The 19,666-nt window shown below is 46.5% G+C and carries 16 protein-coding genes; 2 read left to right on the forward strand and 14 right to left on the reverse strand.

Going from position 1 to position 19,666, the window contains the following annotated elements; translation table 11 throughout:
• Window positions 1-9: 9 nt before the first annotated feature.
• Window positions 10-876: a helix-turn-helix domain-containing protein gene (locus tag NQ510_RS01935; protein WP_034525423.1), complete on the forward strand. Its 867-nt coding sequence runs from the start codon at window positions 10-12 to the stop codon at window positions 874-876.
• Between the two features lie 6 nt (window positions 877-882).
• Here the strand turns inward: NQ510_RS01935 and NQ510_RS01940 are convergent, their stop codons facing one another.
• The 8 genes from NQ510_RS01940 to NQ510_RS01970 form a co-directional block, all read right to left on the reverse strand.
• Complete coding sequence (locus tag NQ510_RS01940) at window positions 883-2,322, reverse strand: sensor histidine kinase (protein WP_005824715.1); 1,440 nt, start codon at window positions 2,320-2,322, stop codon at window positions 883-885.
• A 20-nt stretch (window positions 2,323-2,342) separates the two neighbouring features.
• Window positions 2,343-3,464, reverse strand: coding sequence for a sensor protein KdpD (locus NQ510_RS01945; RefSeq protein WP_005834862.1), 1,122 nt, complete (start codon window positions 3,462-3,464; stop codon window positions 2,343-2,345).
• Window positions 3,465-3,576: 112 nt separating this feature from the next.
• Entirely contained in the window at window positions 3,577-4,332 is a 756-nt protein-coding gene (locus NQ510_RS01950) for a hypothetical protein (RefSeq protein WP_005824711.1), read from the reverse strand.
• Window positions 4,333-4,478: 146 nt separating this feature from the next.
• Window positions 4,479-5,051 (reverse strand): K(+)-transporting ATPase subunit C, encoded by a 573-nt coding sequence (locus tag NQ510_RS01955; protein WP_005824709.1) that lies wholly within the window; start codon window positions 5,049-5,051, stop codon window positions 4,479-4,481.
• Between the two features lie 12 nt (window positions 5,052-5,063).
• A complete protein-coding gene (kdpB, locus tag NQ510_RS01960; protein ID WP_005824707.1) occupies window positions 5,064-7,112 on the reverse strand; it encodes a potassium-transporting ATPase subunit KdpB in 2,049 nt (682 codons plus the stop codon).
• Window positions 7,113-7,142: 30 nt separating this feature from the next.
• The gene (gene kdpA, locus NQ510_RS01965; protein WP_009037805.1) at window positions 7,143-8,849 is read right to left on the reverse strand and encodes a potassium-transporting ATPase subunit KdpA; all 1,707 of its coding nucleotides are present in this window, start codon (window positions 8,847-8,849) and stop codon (window positions 7,143-7,145) included.
• Window positions 8,850-8,867: 18 nt separating this feature from the next.
• Entirely contained in the window at window positions 8,868-8,948 is an 81-nt protein-coding gene (gene kdpF / locus NQ510_RS18865; RefSeq protein WP_055305132.1) for a K(+)-transporting ATPase subunit F, read from the reverse strand.
• 385 nt (window positions 8,949-9,333) lie between these two features.
• Window positions 9,334-10,686 carry a sigma-54-dependent transcriptional regulator gene (locus tag NQ510_RS01970; RefSeq protein ID WP_008662930.1) on the reverse strand — a complete coding sequence of 451 codons (1,353 nt, stop codon included), beginning with the start codon at window positions 10,684-10,686 and terminating at the stop codon, window positions 9,334-9,336.
• Between the two features lie 304 nt (window positions 10,687-10,990).
• On the opposite strand from NQ510_RS01970, the gene NQ510_RS01975 reads away from it, so the two are divergent.
• Complete coding sequence (locus NQ510_RS01975; RefSeq protein ID WP_008662927.1) at window positions 10,991-12,325, forward strand: aspartate kinase; 1,335 nt, start codon at window positions 10,991-10,993, stop codon at window positions 12,323-12,325.
• Here NQ510_RS01975 and NQ510_RS01980 read toward each other — a convergent pair.
• The 6 genes from NQ510_RS01980 to NQ510_RS02005 all read right to left on the reverse strand — a co-directional run bounded on the left by NQ510_RS01980 (window position 12,322) and on the right by NQ510_RS02005 (window position 19,659).
• Window positions 12,322-13,113 (reverse strand): SGNH/GDSL hydrolase family protein, encoded by a 792-nt coding sequence (locus NQ510_RS01980; protein ID WP_005824695.1) that lies wholly within the window; start codon window positions 13,111-13,113, stop codon window positions 12,322-12,324. The genes NQ510_RS01975 and NQ510_RS01980 overlap by 4 nt on opposite strands.
• Before the next feature lie 18 nt (window positions 13,114-13,131).
• On the reverse strand, window positions 13,132-14,319 hold the full coding sequence (locus tag NQ510_RS01985; RefSeq protein WP_008662925.1) for an AGE family epimerase/isomerase: 1,188 nt from the start codon (window positions 14,317-14,319) through the stop codon (window positions 13,132-13,134).
• A gap of 40 nt (window positions 14,320-14,359) precedes the next feature.
• Window positions 14,360-15,739, reverse strand: a complete 1,380-nt coding sequence (locus NQ510_RS01990) for an MFS transporter (protein WP_005824990.1) — start codon at window positions 15,737-15,739, stop codon at window positions 14,360-14,362.
• A gap of 17 nt (window positions 15,740-15,756) precedes the next feature.
• Window positions 15,757-16,929 (reverse strand): glycoside hydrolase family 130 protein, encoded by a 1,173-nt coding sequence (locus NQ510_RS01995; RefSeq protein ID WP_005824991.1) that lies wholly within the window; start codon window positions 16,927-16,929, stop codon window positions 15,757-15,759.
• Window positions 16,930-16,951: 22 nt separating this feature from the next.
• On the reverse strand, window positions 16,952-18,067 hold the full coding sequence (locus tag NQ510_RS02000) for a glycoside hydrolase family 26 protein (RefSeq protein WP_005834842.1): 1,116 nt from the start codon (window positions 18,065-18,067) through the stop codon (window positions 16,952-16,954).
• Window positions 18,068-18,198: 131 nt separating this feature from the next.
• Window positions 18,199-19,659: a TolB family protein gene (locus NQ510_RS02005; protein WP_005834841.1), complete on the reverse strand. Its 1,461-nt coding sequence runs from the start codon at window positions 19,657-19,659 to the stop codon at window positions 18,199-18,201.
• Between the last annotated feature and the right edge of the window lie 7 nt (window positions 19,660-19,666).

Consider the following 19,666-nt stretch of genomic DNA (forward strand, 5'->3'; position numbering starts at 1 on the left):
TTGTCTGTTATGGATACTCAACAAGAACGTTTATCCCACTTGGACCGCGCATTGTCCAACGGAGAAAACATTTGTAGTTCAGAAGGTATGCTCTGCTCCTTCCCTGCCTCCTTGAAGAAACCTTTCATGATTAATGGAGCAGGACTGATGGTCTGCCGCCAGGGCAACTTCACCTTTTCGCTCAACATGAAGGTATTCTCGGCCCAGGCAGGCGAAACAGTTTTCATTCCGGAAGATTCCCTCTTCCAAGTGCTGAGCGAATCGGAAGACCTGCAACTATTCATATTCATTTACCAGATAGAACCGATAAGGGACATCATAGGCAATTCAGTGGCAACCATGTACCTATACATGCAGCTCCGGACCGAACCATGCTACGTATGGAACACCGGAGACGAAGAAGAAGTCCTGAAATACATGTCCTTACTGGACAATACCCTGCACTTAGACAACAACACCTTCAACGACAACGAACAAAGGCTGCTTCTGCTGGGACTCACATACCGCATCTGTTCCATTTACAACCGTAAACTGATGAACCTTAAAACAACGGTTGGCCACAAACATGAAATTTTTATCCGGCTGATTCAGTTGATAGATGCACACTACACGGAAGAACGCGGTGTAGAGTTTTATGCAGACAAACTCTGCTTATCACCCAAATACCTCTCTGCACTATCCAAGTCCGTCTGCGGATTCACCGTGCAGGAACTGATATTCAAATCCATCATCCGCAAAAGCATCTCACTACTCAAGAACACCCAGAAAAATATCCAGGAAATCGCCGATTTCTTCAATTTTCCCAATGCTTCTTATTTTGGTACATTTTTCAAGAAACAAACAGGCATGTCTCCGCAACAGTACCGCAAAAAATAGAAAACGTTACGCTTTCAACCGGATAACGAAGCGGCTCCCCTTACCCAGCTCACTCTGAACAGTCAGTGTACCGCCATGCGCTTCCACAAAGTCTTTCGAAATGGAAAGTCCTAAGCCACTACCTTGCACTTTAGTGCCCGGCACTCGGAAATAACGGTCAAAAATGCTCTGGTGATAACGCGGGTCGATACCTTTTCCAAAATCCTGCACATACATTTCCACAAAATCCTCGTCATGCTTGGCGCCGATAACCACCCTCCCGTTCTCTTTGGAATAGCGGATAGCATTACTCAACAAATTGGTGAGTACCCAAGCAATCTTTTCGCTATCGACAAACAATTTAGGCATTTTTTCTTCCGGATACTCCACTTCTATCTGAATGCCGAATTTATCAGCCTGTACCTGATTAGCCTTGATGGCATACTCTATCAGTTCAATGGGCTTTGTTATTTTAGGCATCATCTGCAGTTTACCGGCTTCTACCTGCGTCATGTTCAGTAGTTCTCCGGTAATCCCAAGAAGGCGATCAGCATTTTCCTTAATGCTGTTCGATAATTGCTCCTGCTCGTCGTTCAACACCCCTACCCGTTTGTCCTCCAACAACTGCAGACTCATCAGAATAGCGGATATAGGCGTTTTCAGTTCATGAGAAATAGTCGAGATAAAAGTAGTCTTGGCACTATCCAATTCTTTGAATTCTGTAATATTTTTCAGTAAAATCACATCGCCAAGATTATGAGGTTCGTCATCATCAGCCTCTGCATTTATAATGGTAATGTAAGAAGCTTTAAAGTAACTCTCCTTATTGTCTGCATAAATCTTCAACGGTTCTTTCTTTTCACCCGGATTTACCAATTCACGAACTAAACGGCGGAGCAAATCATTCTTCAAAGAAAGCTCCTCAGCCGAACGGCGAATTACCTCTTCCCGTTTTAAATTCAGCACAGTTAAAGCCTCATTATTGATAAAGAGAATTTCCCTATTACGGTTCAAACCAATAATAGGTTCATCAATACTATTCACAATAGCCTCAAGAAATTTCTTAGCAGAAAGTATGTCGTTCAGCGTACTGGCGCGATACTCCGTCAGTCGTTCCGCCATCCGATTAAAACTATCAGCCACTTCACGAAATTCCTCGCGTCCACTCATATCCAGACGTTTCTCATAATTATGGTTCGCTATTTCAAGAATCCCACGCGTCAGTTCTTGAATAGGTTTGCTGATGGAACGGGGAAGCCATACCAACAATATGATACTGGCAAAAATACATACCCCACCTATCACAGAAATCCAGAGCAATGCACGTTGCAATCCCGGTACAGCAGCAGGACTATCCGGCTCTGTAGCCGTCAGTATCTGTAGATTCACCACAGAAAGAGCAACCAACAAAATAATCATTCCAGCCAATACCCCTACGCTGAGTATCAATTTTGTACGAATATTCATAATGTTCCTAAGAATTAATATTATGCAAGTATAATCAAATCTATGTTTACTTGTGCCAAATCACGCACAAATTTTCGGTATTTCAATATCATGAACAATGATTTCGGAAAAGAAAGTGACGGACTTCCCATGCAGACAGTTGTTATCTGTTTCTCCCTACAAGTATCAACAATGCTTCCCAGCACATCCGGCGATTGCACCTGAACGACCTCCCCTCCCAGTTCGGTCACCAATTTGAAGTGGTTCAATAAATACCTTTGATTTGCCAGACCGATGCGGTCAGTACTTTCTCTGGGAGTCTGCACATAAAGGGCAACAAACGAAGTATTGTAGCGGGTTGCCAGACGTGCAGCTTTACGAATGATGCGTCGTGGTGTTTTCTCGTTGCTGCTGATACATGCCAGAAATCTCTCATGACGGACTCCCACACTGGTAACCACTTCATTCTCCACTTTCTTTTCCACCCGTAAAGCCACCTCTTTTAAAGCCAGTTCACGTAATTGGAGAATATTTTCCGTTTTAAAGAAATTGTTCAAGGCAGTAGAGACCTTTTCCGGCTTGTAAATTTTTCCAGCTTTCAGACGGGCTATCAATTCTTCCGCAGTCAAGTCAATATTCACCACCTCATCTGCCTCTTGCAAAACGCTATCGGGAATACGTTCCTTCACCTCAATACCCGAGATGCCTTGTACTTCTTCATTGACACTCTCAATGTGCTGGATGTTAACGGCAGAAATCACATTGATACCCTCATCAAGCAAATCCATCACATCCTGCCAGCGTTTCTCATTCCGGCTACCTTCCACATTGGTATGTGCCAGTTCATCCACCACTACTATCTCAGGGTGTATCTGGATAATGGCATCCAAATCCATTTCTTCCAGCTCTTTTCCTTTATAGAATATCTTACGACGAGGAACAACGGGCAATCCTTCCAACATAGCATCCGTACCGGCACGCCCGTGTGTCTCTATATAGCCTATCTTCACATCTACTCCGTTGTCAAGTAACTCGTGTGCTTCCTGAAGCATACGATAAGATTTACCTACACCAGCAATCATGCCGATGTAGACTTTGAACTTGCCACGCCGCGACTTTTTAATCAAATCAAGAAAATGCTGTACGCTTTCTTCCCTACTCATTTCTTCTGTTTTTTTACTTGTCTTATATATGCCATATAACCCGTAACGATCATCACGACCGCCACGGGCATCCAACACTAATTCATGAGTTCTAAAGTTATATCTAAATAAATCATGGCCTTAAAGTAAAGCCGAATACCAGATGTGCATCTTCCATACGAGGGTTCCAAATGGCTTGTGCAAATACAGGTATTGAGAAACTGTCAGTAATCTTGATTTCCGTAATACCTTTCAGTGCCACATTGGTTACGGCAAATCCACTGTTAGGAACACCATATACTCCTACCCCAGCTTCATAAGGCAGAAATCCGCAAGTCAGGTTCAAATCTACAGACTTAACACTGAACGGATAGTTGAATTCAACATACGAAGAATAATTCTGCCTGCCTTTGTCATCTTTGTCAGCTCCGGCAAACATTGTGTACCAAGCGATTGACAAAGGGAACTTTTCAACCGGCAATGTATAGGCTAATCCCGCTTCAAAGTGATGAGCTGTTTCGTGACTCTTAAAATTAAAATACTTTCTTGCTCCTTGTCCGCCCCACCACAAGCTGGCAACAGAAAAAGTTAGACCTGATTCTCCCAAAGCATAGGCAGCCGTCAAATCAATCTCCTTAGCCGCAGCCCCTTCTCCTGAAGAAACTCCGTCAAAATCGGTAGAGCCCCATGCCGTCAAAGAAAAATCACCGACCCCAAAACCCAAAGTGGGCTGAAAACTGACTCCCGTCTGGTAAAAGCCGCGCCAAACATAAGAACTGACTAAATCACCTTGTATTGTAAATTCCTGAGCTTGCACTTTGCCGGTTCCCATAAAACAAGCAGCTACCATACTCGCAAAAACTAGAATTGATATTTTTAAACTTTTCATATCCAACTATTTATTTACCATTACTAATCAATCGTTGAAAGGCAGGAAGGAAGTTTCGGCTCCCCCTGTAAAATGACAGTCTTTCGCTGCCTGAACAGAAATACTTCCGCTCCTGCCCATAACACATGACAAACACAACTAAAAAATTATTTATTCTGATCGGCTTCTTCTAATGCAATGTTCAGTTCCAGCACATTGACAGTTTCCGTACCAAACACCCCCAAAAAGGGTTTGCTGATGTTCTTGTCTACAATGGCTTTCACTTCAGCCTCGTTCATGCCACGTGCCTGAGCCACACGCTTCACTTGTACATAAGCACAAGCAGGTGTGATATGTGGGTCTAGACCGGAACCACTGGCGGTTACCATTTCAGCAGGCACATCCTTGCGGCTCAGATAAGGATGATGTACCAGAAAAGTATCGATACGGGCTTCCACTTCTGCCAGGTATTCATCGTTCGTAGGCCCCTTGTTACTACCACCCGAAGCATCGGCTGTATAATCACCCGCAGACGGGCGTCCCCAAAAATAAATATCTTGCGTAAACATCTGGCCTACATTGGCAGCACCTACCACTTTACCATTGAGGGTTGCCACCTCTGCATTTCCCTTGTTGGGACCGGCGAACTGTGCAAATATCCACAAGACAAGGATATAGAACAGAGAGAAAAATATGCAAAATGCAATTGTTATTTTAAATGATTTCCAAAGAGTTTTCATTTTATCCAAGTTTTAAAAAAACAGACTAACTATCATATCTATCAGTTTGATGCCGACAAACGGAGCGATGACACCGCCCACACCATAAATCAGCAGGTTGCGACGAAGCAATGCACTGGCACCGATTGGCTTATACTGAACACCTTTCAAAGCCAACGGAATCAAGATAGGAATGATGATAGCGTTGAATATGACAGCCGAGAGAATGGCCGTTTCAGGGCTATACAGTCCCATAATGTTCAGAGGAGCCAACTGAGGGATGGCTACCATAAACAAAGCAGGGATAATGGCAAAGTACTTGGCAACGTCGTTCGCAATGGAGAAGGTAGTCAACGTACCGCGTGTCATCAACAACTGTTTGCCAATCTCCACAATTTCAATCAGCTTCGTCGGGTCGTTGTCAAGGTCCACCATATTACCGGCTTCTTTGGCTGCCTGCGTACCGCTGTTCATCGCCACCCCCACATTAGCTTGTGCAAGGGCGGGAGCGTCGTTTGTACCGTCACCCATCATAGCCACCAGCTTACCGGCCTGCTGTTCTTTTTTAATATATTCCATCTTGTCTTCCGGCTTGGCTTCAGCAATGAAATCATCCACTCCAGCTTTCTCTGCGATGTATTTGGCTGTCAAAGGGTTGTCACCGGTCACCATCACAGTTTTCACACCCATCTTGCGAAGACGCTCAAAACGTTCCTGAATACCCGGTTTGATAATATCCTGCAACTCGATTACCCCGGTAACCCTCTGATTGACACATACTACCAACGGAGTTCCACCGTTGCTGGTAATTACAGCAATCACCTCTTCAATCTCTTTCGGGAACTTGTTTCCGGCATTTTCCACAATCTTGCGAATAGCGTCGAAGGCGCCTTTACGTATCTGAGTACCATCCTGCAAATCCACACCCGAACATTTTGTTTCGGCTGTAAACTTAATCATATGAGCACCGGTAGTATTCAAATCACGCATACGATGACCGTTTTCACGTCCCAGTTCAATGATAGACTTACCTTCCGGAGTCTCGTCAGAAAGTGAGGACAACAAGCAAGCCTCTACGAACAAATTCTCGTCAACACCCGAAGCCGAATGAAACTTAGTAGCTTTACGGTTACCGATTGTAATGGTGCCAGTCTTGTCTAGCAACAAGGTATCAATGTCACCGGCTGTTTCTACCGCCTTACCGGATTTGGTGATTACATTAGCGCGCAAAGCACGGTCCATCCCAGCAATGCCGATGGCAGAAAGCAGTCCGCCGATAGTAGTCGGTATCAAGCAGACAAACAAAGAAATGATGGCTGCAATGGAGATATAAGTTCCCGGATGGTCGATATTCGTATAGTCGGCCATAGGAATCAACGTCACACATACAATGACGAATACCAAGGTGAAACCGGCCAGAAGAATAGTCAATGCTATCTCGTTCGGAGTCTTCTGGCGAGTAGCGCCTTCTACCAAAGCAATCATCTTGTCAAGAAAGCTCTCACCCGGTTGCTGCGTCACCAATACCTTGATTTTATCAGAAAGAACTTTTGTACCACCAGTTACGGAACTCTTGTCACCACCGGCCTCACGGATAACCGGAGCAGATTCACCGGTAATGGCACTTTCGTCAATGGAGGCCAAACCTTCCACAATCTCACCGTCGGCAGGAATCGTATCTCCTGCTTCACAAATAAAATAGTCACCTTTCTTCAAACGTGAACTGCTAACGGTATGGATTTTACCGTCAACCAACACTTTAGCAGGAGTCTCTTCACGGGTTTTACGCAAACTGTCAGCTTGGGCCTTACCACGAGCTTCAGCGATGGCTTCAGCAAAATTAGCAAACAGTAACGTCACAAACAAGATGATGAATACCAATAAATTATATCCGAATGCTCCATATTCCGAAGTACCCAATGAAAGGAAACAGACAATCAGCATGACGACTGTTACGACTTCCACCGTAAACATAATCGGATTCTTTATCATCACCCGTGGATTCAGCTTCACGAATGATTGCTTCAAACTTTCCATTACTTGCTCCTTCTGAAACAAAGAAGCTGATTTATTATCTTTCATACCTATGAAATTACTTTTTACAAACTACTATTACAAACTGAAATGTTCAGCAATCGTACTCAATGCATGTGCCGGGAAGAATGACAAGGCAGCCACAATAAAGATAACGGCAAAAGTCATCACACCGAAAGTTACTGTATCCGTCTTCAGCGTACCGGCACTCTCCGGAACATATTTCTTTCCGGCCAACAGACCAGCAATGGCTACCTGACCTACGATAGGCAGGAAACGTCCTAAAATCAGCGTCCAGCCGGTAGTATAGTTCCAGAAGTAAGTATTGTCGCCCAATCCTTCGAAGCCGGAACCATTATTGGCCGCAGCCGAAGTATATTCATAAAGCTGCTCACTCAGTCCGTGGAAACTGGGATTATTCAACCAGCCGCCTTCACCTGCCACAAATTCAGGATAATGAGCGAACAAAAAGCAAGAAAGTGCCACACCGCCCAAGATGATAAGCGGATGAAGCAGTGCCACAATGGTAGCAATCTTCATTTCACGCGCCTCTACCTTCTTACCGAGAAATTCCGGAGTACGTCCCACCATCAGTCCACTGATGAATACGGCGATAATGATGAATGTATAATAGTTCATGAAACCTACACCCACACCTCCAAACCACGTATTAATCTGCATGTTCAGCATTTCCATCATACCGGAAAGAGGCATCGTTGAATCATGCATACCATTCACAGAGCCATTGGAAGTAACTGTAGTCACAATACTCCAAAGAGCAGTAGCAGCAGACCCTAAACGGACTTCTTTACCTTCCATTGCTCCATTGTCTTGAGCAATTCCCATCTCATCAATGCGCGGATTACCTCCCATCTCCTGCGAAACATTGATGCAAACACCGACAAGAAAAGCAAAAAGCATTACACTATAGATAGAGTAAGCCATCTTCTTACGTTTGATGTAAAAGCCGAGTGCAATCACCATAGACATTGGTATAATTAGGATAGACCAACATTCTGCAATATCTGTCAAGTAAGTAGGATTTTCCAACGGATGTGAAGAGTTACATCCAAAGTAACCGCCACCGTTCGTACCCAATTGCTTGATAGGAACAATCGCTGCCGTAGGACCTTGTGAAACCAACTGGGTTTGTCCTTCCATCGTCTGAACTTCCAGCTTACCATCAAATCCCATCGGAGTACCTTGTAGAATGAGGATGAAGCCCACAATCAACGAAAGCGGTAATAATACACGTGTACAGCTCAAAACCAAGAACTTCCAGAAGTTACCGATAGTCTTCGTCGATTTAGCAGCCATACCCTTCATGATACCTGCCATAGCTGCCATACCGGTAGCGGCGGTAATGAATTGGAACAACATAATGACGAACAACTGTGTAAAATATGTCAGTCCGCTTTCACCGGAATAATGCTGCAAATTACAGTTCACCATAAAACTGATACATGTATTGAATGCCAGATCCGGTGTCTGGTTAGCGTTTCCATCCGGATTTAACGGCAACCACTGCTGTGTACAGAGTAGCACCATGCCCCATACAAACCAAAAGGCATTCAGAATCAGCAGGGCTTTCAAGAACTGTTTCCAGTTCATCTCTTCCTCCGGATTGACTCCGGCCACTTTATAAATCAATCTCTCGACCGGCTTCATGAAATCCGACCATGTCTTTTCGCCTTTGTAAACCTTGGCAATATACTTTCCCAGAGGATAGGATATCACAATCAGCAGAACAATCTGCAAGGCTACACCTAAAATTTCAGTGTTCATTTCTCCACTCTCCATTCATTAAAACTTTTCGGGTCTTATCAGCACATAAGTCAGATACCCGAACATTACAATACCTAATACAAATAAAGCTGTGTACATAATTCTCTCTTTTAAATCTTCTCAAACCAATCTACGCATTTCCAGAAAAGCCAAAAGGCGAACAAACCGCTCAATAGGCAAAAAATAAATGATACTGTTATTCCCATGTTTTTACCTTTTAAAATGTTACTACATATTTTTGTCTGCCAGGAATGTGCCAAATATGTGCCAAAAAGAGCGCATATACCATACACCATTAATTATCAACAGAATACATACTAAACAAGTATAAAAAGAAACAGGTTGCACCCTTTCAAAATGAAAAGGTGCAACCTGTTTTGATATGTTTTAGCCCATAGGCACTTTCTGCTTCTAAGCCTGTTTCAAGAATAATCTTGCCACGGTCCTATATCGAAGGTACCTCAGTCGTATACTGAGCCCCCTATTATAGATCTGAGATCTTGTATTCCTCAATCTTCCGATACAACGTCGTCAAACCTATTTTCAATAACCGGGCTGCTTCTGTCTTATTCCCCTTTGTATACTCCAGTACACGGGCAATGTGCCGGCGTTCCATAGCTGAAAGTTCAAAACTGCCGGGACTTGAATCATTGGAGTGTTCATAATGGGCATTCTGAATATCAAACGGCAAATCAGCAATGTCCAGATATCCGCTCTCGCAAACAATCATACTGCGTTCTATCACGTTACGTAATTCACGAATATTTCCCTTCCACGGTTGGGAGTCCAATGCTTCAAGAAATGCGGGAGCTATTTCAACCACCGGACGCGCCAGCTGTTCCGCAAAACTCTTTATAAAAGCCTTCGCCAACAGCCGGATATCACCTGCACGTTCGCGCAATGGCGGCAGATGTATCTGAAATACGCTTAATCTATAAAACAAATCCTCGCGGAAACGTCCGGCAACAATCTCCTGGGACAAGTTGCGGTTCGTAGCGGCAATGATGCGGACATTGACACGGGTAGGTTTCGTATCACCTATCTTAATATACTCACCGGTTTCAAGAATACGCAGCAACTTGGCTTGCAGTTCAAACGCCATCTCACCGATTTCATCCAAAAAAATAGTCCCATTATTCGCTTCCTCGAACAGTCCCTTCTTATCCTTCAATGCGCCGGTAAACGAACCGGCTTTATGACCGAACATTTCACTTTCCAGCAACTCCTTGCTGAACGAAGAACAGTTAACCGCTACAAAATTCTGCCGTGCACGCTTACTACTGTAGTGGATGGCCTGGGCAAATACCTCCTTACCCGTGCCCGTTTCTCCAGTCAACAGTACAGGAACATCAGTCCCTGACACCTTCTGAGCTAATGAAACAGCATCCTTCAGGACTTTGGATTCTCCCAGGATAGAATCAAAAGAGTACGTCTGTCCCACCTTCTTCTCCAGTTTTTCCAACCGCACATTCATACGCGCTTTCTCTACAGCACGGCTTATCAGAGGAATAATCTTGTTATTATCGTCTCCCTTGGTGATGTAGTCGAAAGCACCGTTCTTGATGGCCTGCACCCCATCGGGAATATTGCCGTGCGCTGTCAGCAGAATAACTTCCACATTGGGTGCCGCCTTCTTGATAGCCAACACCAGGTCTACCCCATTTCCATCGGGCAGAAACACATCACACAAAACTACATCGGGATTTTGGAGTTCCAGTTGCTTCAGGGCAGCCCTGCAATCACCAGCCTGACAGACGTCATATCCCTCCAACTCCATCATCCGTGTCAGAAGGGTACGGATTTGTACCTCATCATCAATGATTAGAATCTTACTCATATCTATTCGATAAGTTTTTAAACTGATAACGGTAAAAAACAGGGTGTGCAAATATAGGCTTTTCCCAAATACCAACGGCATATCTTTTGAACTTTTATAGGTGAAGGGGCAAGAGCCTGCCACCAACCGGGATATGAATATCCCACCACAGCAATGCCACAGCGGCATTATGCAGGCCTAGTCCCAGTGAAAGCCCCTCATGCCTCCCCCTTCCATTTTGGAAAGAGGCCACCTGAAATGAAAAGCCGGAAGGAAGAACATCCGGATGAATGCAATTATGAAACTGTTAAAAAAGAAACAAGAAATGAAAGTTTGTAAATTCGGCGGAACTTCCGTCGGCACCGTAGAGAGAATGAAACATGTAGCAACACTCATTAAAGATGCAACACCCAAGATTGTGGTACTGTCTGCCACTGCAGGCACCACCAACCATCTGGAGGAGATTGCCGCCAACTTGTTCAACCGTGAAATAGAACAAGCTCACGACCGTATCACCCGGCTGGAATTCCAATTCATCGAATTTGCCAATGGGTTGCTGACCGACGAGAAACTGAAACGGGAAGCAATAGATTATATCCTCGACCGCTTCCAGCAACTTTGGAAATTTACCAAAGATTCCTTCACCTCTGTCGAAGAGAAGGAAGTGCTGGCACAAGGCGAACTTATCAGTACCGCCCTAATGCACTTCTACCTGCGCGAGCTGAAAGTTCCCAATGTACTGCTTTGTGCATTCGACTTCATGCGTATCGGCCCCGACAACGAACCCGACTTGGAATATATAGAACAGAAACTCCGAGAACAGCTTGCCTGCCATCCCGGCATCAATCTCTTCATCACTCAGGGTTTCATCTGCAAGAATGCCTATAACGAAACAGATAACCTGAAACGCGGCGGCAGTGATTACACTGCTTCCCTCATTGGCACCGCCCTCCAAGCAGACGAGATACAAATATGGACGGACATAGATGGCATGCACAACAATGATCCGCGCGAGGTGTCAGGTACCCGCCCCGTGAAACGCCTCAGCTTCAACGAAGCCGAACAACTGGCCTTCTATGGTGCCAAGATACTGCATCCCTTCTGTATCGCCCCGGCACGCCTAAGGAATATTCCCGTCCGGTTGCTTAACTCTATGGAACCGTCGGCAGAAGGCACGCTAATTTCCAACCTGCAGGACGACAATATCATCAAGGCCATAGCCGCCAAGGACCACATCATATACATAAAGTTCGAATCGAACCATAATCTGTGTCCCTATCTGTTCATCAGCAAGATTTTCGACATTTTTGCCAAGTACCGTACCCCCCTCTGCCTGCTGGTATCTTCCAATCTGGACGTATCTGTGGCTATAGACGACTGCACTCGTTTATCGAACATCATCTCCGAACTACGCCAATATGCCCATGTATTGGTAGAAGACCGCATGACCATCGTCTCCGTGGTGGGCAACATGCAATGGGAATATGCCGGGTTTGAGGCAAAGATTATGGAGGCGCTAAAGGACATCCCCCTACGGATGATTTCATATGGCAGCAGCAATAATGATGTGGCATTCGTCATTAAGAATACAGACAAAAAAAGGGCTTTACAAGCCCTAAATGATAAGTTATTCCAACCGGAATATGCAGAACGGAACTAAAAGAAATGGTTCCGTATCTCCTTCGCGATGTAACGGCCCATCAGCTCCTGCCCCGGTTTGTCGGGATGCAACCCGTCGCGCAGATAGCGCCCGCTACCGGAAGGCTGCTCAAACTTTTCGGTGATACCACAATTGGAGTAACAGTCTATCAGCTGCACGGAAAGCGCCCGGCACAACTCACGCAAGATGGCAATCTTCTGCAGATTCAGTGCATTGTGTTCGGGGTTGCCGGTCTGAATCGGCGTGCACACGAATACGCGGCATTGGGGATAATGCTCCAGAATGGTCTGAATGGACCAACGGGCACCGCCCGCCATGGTGTTGACATCTACTTCATCGAGCGTCTTCCCTTTAAGGGCCTCTTCGGCACTACCCAAGTTACGGTCATTCGTTCCCATAGAGAACACAAAGACATCGGGCGCAGGGTAAGCGCCACTTTCCACTTCGGCTATGAACTTCTGGATATGCACCTTTGACACGTTGTTGTGCCGCATCTGTAACTCATGCTTATCCTCCGTAACCTGCCAACCGCCGGAGATGCCGGCAAAAGCTTCGCTGCCATAATCCTGAGTATCGGGATGGCATGCCCATGTGGCAGAACCGACCGCCACGTTGTGATGTGTAGCGAATCCGAGTTTATCCACTACAGTCTTAGACCATTGTTCGCCTGCGGTAATGCTGTTTCCATCGCACCCGAAGTTCAGCTTGCTGAAGTCCGGATAAAGAGATTGCGCATGCAGCGCAATCCCCATCCAGACAAGAATCCCCAAAACCATCAATCTATTCATCTTCTTATGATAGAAAACCTATGAAAAACGTTCAATAATTTCCATGCACATACGTCCGTTGTGATACGGACATTTCCAGAATCCCGCCTTGTCATCATCGGTGTTCACCGTGCCGTCGGCACGCACGCTCCAATGCCATTCTCCGTACTTGTAGTCTACCAGATGCTGCTTGATGAAGTCCCAACATCGGAGAGCCTTCTGCATGGCCACTTCGTCATCAAAGTGCTGGTAGAGGTTGGCATGTCCCACTACGTTCTCGGCCTGCACCCACCAGTGGCGGTCAGTATCGGTCTTTCCTTTATCCAGAAAAGTCTCGTATATCATGCTGCCGTCGGGCGTCAATCCTTCATCGGCAGCGGCAGCGATGTATTCTACAAGTGGTTCCACTTTCTCCAGGAGGTCCTTATCGCCCAGAACAAGGGCAGCCTCGTGTATCAACCAGGAGGCTTCGATGTCGTGCCCATAGGAGACAATGCGGTATTTACTAACCCAATCATCATTGAAGAACAATTCCAGATGACCGGTCTTGATATTCAGAATCCGTTCCGTGAAAAGGCCTATCAAATTGCGCAGTTGCCTCTCCAGACGGGTATCCTTCCACACGCGGAAAAGATTGGTATAAGGTTCCAGAATATGCAGATGGGTATTCATCGTCTTGCGCTCGTTCTCATCCTTGGCGCTGAGGCGCATGTCGGCTATTTCTCCCCATTCGCGGGTCAAGGCTTCGCAATAACCGTTTTTCACGGGGTCGAAGCTATGCTCTTCGATGGTCTCGAACAAGCGGATGGCATATGCCAGCGCTTCATCATCGCCCGTGGCACGAGCATATTCACTCAGCCCGTAGATGGCGAACCCCAAAGCATAAATCTGCTTCTTGGTATCGAGCGGATTGCCTTTATAGTCGAGAGACCAGTAAACTCCACCAAATTCATTGTCATAGAAACGGTCGATAAGAGTACGTTTGGCACGCGTAGCCGTTTCCAGATACTCCGGCCTCTTCAGCAAGCGGTATGCAGCCGAGAAGGTCCACAAGATGCGGGCGTTCAGGATTGCCCCCTTTTCTGCTTCGGGCTTCACCTCCTCCCGGCCCGTGATACGGCCGTAGAAACCGCCGTTCACTTCATCCGTCATTCTATTTATCCAGAAGGGGAGGATATTGGAAACCAGCTCCTCCTCCATCTCCTGTTTCATCTTCTTGATATCCACAAGTTTTTGAGTTATGAGTTATAAGTTATGAGTTATTCTGCTAAAGGTTCTCACGGCGCTCTTTCAGGTCTGCATTGATGGCTGCCATACGCGTCTTATTCAATGGATAGATGAATACGACAACGATGGAAAGTGCGGCTATCGCAGCAGGAATAAAGCTCATCAGATACTTCAAGCCATCCAGCGCCTCGGGAGTCTGCACGGCATTCTCTGCGGTATTGTAACCGAAGAATGCCAACAGTGCCATTACTGCCCAGCCTGCAAATGCACCGCCAAACTTCTGCGCCATAGAACCGGAAGAGAATATCAGCCCCGTAGAGGATGTGCCATCCTTTTGCTCGGCATAGTCCGCCACATCCGCATACATGCTCCAAATCAACGGAGATACGATACCGGTGCAGATGGAGATAAGCACCTGGAAAATCATCATCAGCCACCATCCCAGCCCGTCATTCGGCACAAAGAAGAAGAGCACGCTGAGCACTACCAGGCACACGAGCGAAATGATATAAGTGGACTTCTTTCCAAACTTCATGGACAGAGGCACAGCCAGCGCCACACCAATCATATTACACACTTCACCCACCATCAGGAACAAGCCGGCATACAATACCAGATTGAACACCCCGAAATCGAGGAATGCATTGGCACTGATATAGTCCTTGAAGAAGTAGGCGGCAGTAGCTCCGCGTACCGTATTGAAGAAATTCGACAACAACGCCGCACCATTCAATATCCACCAAGGCGAATTGCGCACCAGTGACTTCACATCCTTACCGATGGATTCGGACGCCACACTCTTGACATGCTCGCGCGTCATGCTAAAGCAAAACAGAAAACCCAAAAAGCAGAGCGTGGCAATGCATACCATGGCATATTGCCAACTGGAAGCATTGCTATAGTCCATTGATTTAAACCAATTACACAATGGCTCCCATGCTCCCAAAGCGATAAAACTACCTCCGTATGCAAAAAACATACGGTAAGAAGAGAAAACCGTTTTTGTGTTCGAATCATCAGTCATTACTCCCAACATAGCCCCGTATGGTACATTGATTGCCGTATATACCGTCATCATCAAGATGTAAGTGACATAAGCCCATACCAGCTTACCCGTTGTCCCCATGTCGGGCGTTGTAAAAAGTAAAATCCCGGCAATGGCAAAAGGAGCTGCAATCCACAACAAATAAGGACGGTATTTACCCCAACGCGTATGAGTACGGTCTGCAATGACTCCCATCATCGGATCGGACACTGCATCCCAAATACGTGTCACCAGCATCAGCAATCCTGCATCAGCCAAGCTCAAGCCAAAAATATTCGAATAGAAGAACGGTAAGTAATAGGAGAATATTTTCCAGAACATAGAGGAAGACATATCCCCGAAACCATAACCGATTTTCTCTTTTAGTGTTGCCATAGTATGTTGTATTTTTATTATTTCATTATCTGCAAATTCTTGTCTATCAGCTTCTTCAACGTTTCTACCGAAGCTGATGAAGACAAGCCGTCAGCAGGCGTATTCATGCAATAGTCCACCAGCTTATCAATGGTAGAGGTAGCCACATGCATCCGCGTGTCGGAAGAAGCGTAGTAGATGAATACTGTTCCGTCTTCGTCGGCAATCCAGCCGTTGGTGAAAAGTACATTGCTTACGTCACCTATACGCTCCTCACCCTCGGGTACCATAAAGGCCCCACCGGGAGTGGCAATCAGTTTCGTCGGGTCTTCCAGGGAAGTCATGTACATATAGAGCACATAACGCAATCCGGCGGCACAACCGCGGACACCATGAGCCAGATGCAACCATCCTTTCGGAGTCTTGATGGGATGCGGACCTTCACCATTCTTCACCTCCTTGATGGTGTGATAGTAGCGCTGGTCGATAATCTTCTCTTCCTTCACCTCAGCATGGGTTATGTCGTCCACCAGCGCCCAGCCGATACCACCACCGCTGCCGGCATCAATAAAGCCATCCTGCGGACGGGTATAGAGGGCATATTTGCCATCTACAAACTCCGGGTGCAGCACTACGTTGCGTTGCTGGCTCTTGGTCTTCAGGTCGGGCAGGCGTTCCCAGTTCTTTAAATCCTTGGTGCGGGCAATGGCAGCTGTAGCCGTAGCCGAGGACAAATCACCGGCAGGCGCATTGTCGTCGTGGCGTTCGGCGCAGAAGATACCGTAAATCCAGCCGTCCTCATGAGCCGTGAGGCGCATGTCGTATACATTCGTTGCCGGAATCGCGTCTTCGGGCATGGTGATGGGATAATCCCAGAACCGGAAATTATCAATGCCGTTGGGACTCTCGGCTACGGCAAAGAACGACTTACGGTCAGCGCCCTCTACACGTACCACCATCAGATACTTGCCATTCCACTTAATGGCCCCCGAATTCATGGTCGCATTCATACCGATACGTTCCATCAGGTACGGGTTGGACTTCTCATCCAAATCATACCGCCAGAATACAGGTGTATGAGCAGCCGTCACTACCGGATATTTATAGCGGGTGAATATGCCATTGCCGTCTTCCACGGCCACATTCTTTCTCGTAATCAACTCTTCGTGTCTCTGAAAGAGCCTCTCTACCTTTTCTTTAAAAGCTTCCATGTCTGTTATATTGATTGTTTGTTTATTGATACAGATTTACATCAGCTGCAAACAGCGTCTTGGGATTGTTATAGAACTCCACAAAATCCTCCGCAGATGTCTGTCCCGGATAGGGGGCATAGTAATGGGTCACCTTTTCACGGGCATTGCGCCACACCAGCACATAGGCAAGCGGATATTTCTCCAACGCAGGCAGCAGAGTACCAGTCCACCATTTGGCATCGGGAATTCCTTCGTAACCGGTTTCGGTCACAGCAATCACCTTATTGTGTGCTTTCCCTACACTGTCGATAATGGAAAGTGCCCTATCCATCCCGGCAAGATAGGCATCCCGATCGAACTGATAGGTATCGAAACCGATAACGTCTATCAACTCATCGCCCGGATACTTCTTCAAATATTCCGTCGTGTCCTTGGGTTCCGTGCCCGGAGAGTAAGCATAAAGTGCATTGTCCACTCCTTTGGCCTGCAGAGTATCCACTGTCATGTGCCACAATGCCTTATACTCTTCAGGGGTACACAGTTTTTCGCCCCACCAGAACCAGCTGCCGCTGTGTTCGTGCCAGGGACGGAAAAGTACGGGTATCTTCACGCCGTCCGCCGTCTTCAACGAATGAAGGAAATCGGCCACTCCTCCCAACCAGCCGGCAAATTTCTGGTGATTCTCGCCACCAGGCAAGATGGACTTCACCACCGTCGTATCCGATACATCCCAGGCATCACCGCCCGTCTTGGGATTGCGCGCATGCCAACTGAGCGAAACCATGCCGCCCCGCTGATACTGATTGATTATCTCTTTCCTGATTTTATCGAAGGGAACCTTATCCAGATTGGCGGCATTCCCAAGTTCCAGCTCTCCCAAATCAAAGCTGATAACAGCCGGATAGTCGCCACACACGCTTTTCACATCCGAACGGCCTTCCTCACCTTCCCAGCCGATACCATATACCGTATCGTCATGATGGCCGAGCATGATACCTTTGGAAGGGATTTTTTTCAAGTTAGCCAGTAAGTTCTCCGTTTCCTGCGTACGCGCAGCAGCCGTCTCTTCATTCACACTCTGTTCTTTCTTGGAAGAACCGCAGGCGGTCAACAGACTTGCCGCCAGAATCATCATAGCAAATTTTACTTTTCTCATATCCATGTTTTTCAATCTGGTATTGTTATTGGTAACACTAATTCCTGGCACAAAGATAGCGGATTGCACCAAGAGAAAATGATACAATTTTATCCCTTTACTGTATTAAAAAGCAGAATATAAAAAACGTATCATCTAACTTTCACCGGAACGCGCTTCCGCGAGACAATTCCCCGTTCCACTTTCCGGCGTTCCAGCTTCACCGGTTCGCTTGTAAAATCGGGAACATTGTACGAGTAGACCAGACGGTCGTAATACTCCCAAGGATTTTCCTGAGGAAGCAGGAAAGGCTTGCCCACCACCCCATTCTCATCCATACTTGCCAGATACAGACGGGTATAAAGCCCATCTCCCCTGCGGCTACTGAACACAAACCATCGGGAGTTGCTGCTCCAGTTATGGAAACTTTCCGTATCATCGCTGTTCACCTCCTTTATGGGACGCATACCGCCATCCTTCAAATCCAACAGCCATAAATCGGCTTCTTTATGCCAAATTGAGAAATTCCCGTAATCCGACAAAGTAAACATGATATACTCGCCATCGTACGAGGGCCTCGGGAAGGAGATGCTTTTCTTCATAGCTGCCGCATTGACCAGCGTATCTATCTTTTCGCCAAATGTCCCGTCTTCCGGATTGAAATCTATACTACACAAGCTATAACGTATTTCCTTATATTCCGCCGGTATCGGCTTGGCCTCCGCAGTACAGAAATACAGTTTGCGTCCGTCCGGTGAAAATACTGGAAAGGTTTCGAAGACTTCCTTCTTCTGAAGCAAGGGAGAGAGCAGTAATTCATGTGTCTCGGGATGATAGACCAGTACATCCGATTCCAAGTCGAGCACTTCCACACGCTCATCCTTCACCGCATGGAAAGACTGGCGCGTATTGTTGACAGAATAGGCAATATATTTGCCGTTTGGATGCCAATAAGGGTACACCCCCGCAGAGAGAGTGGAATCCGTTTTCGTATCCAGCATTTCGCGCTTCCCGTCTATCTGCATCAAGGTCCCTCCGTTCTTTCCACGGATATGCAGGCTCAGATGGTCCGGATTTGTTTTGTTGAAAGCATGACAATTCAGGCACATGCCCGGCACCATGGTATTCTCCAGCAAGGGACGCTCCTCGAACGAAGCAAGGTCACGCTCATAAATGCCCATCTTGCTATAAACTTCATATCCGGGAGCCAGCTTGCGGTATACCACCCCATAATCTATAGGATACGGACTGACATACATGGGAAAAGAGCGGTACTGTTTCCACTCGCCGTCTTTCCGGATACATACCGTAAACAGAAGGCTATCACCCTTGTTCTCCTCCAAAAGCTCTTGCCATGCATCTTGCGGAAATGATACTATTTTATCATTTACGTGCATCTCTCCGGACTTTCCTCCGGTCACGGTCACATCCACACGTTCGTACGCTCCACCAATACAATTGAAATTCATAGGAGCAATGGTTGCAGGAATAGTCACACCGATATAGTCGGGATAGATATCCGGCCATTCATCCACCCTTTCCGGGGAAGTCACCGGATTGCCGCAAGCGGCAAACCACCATGCAGCCATTATGCAAACAGCTATATTCTTCATCTTTTTC

It is taken from the genome of Bacteroides uniformis, from assembly GCF_025147485.1.
Lineage (GTDB): Bacteria > Bacteroidota > Bacteroidia > Bacteroidales > Bacteroidaceae > Bacteroides > Bacteroides uniformis.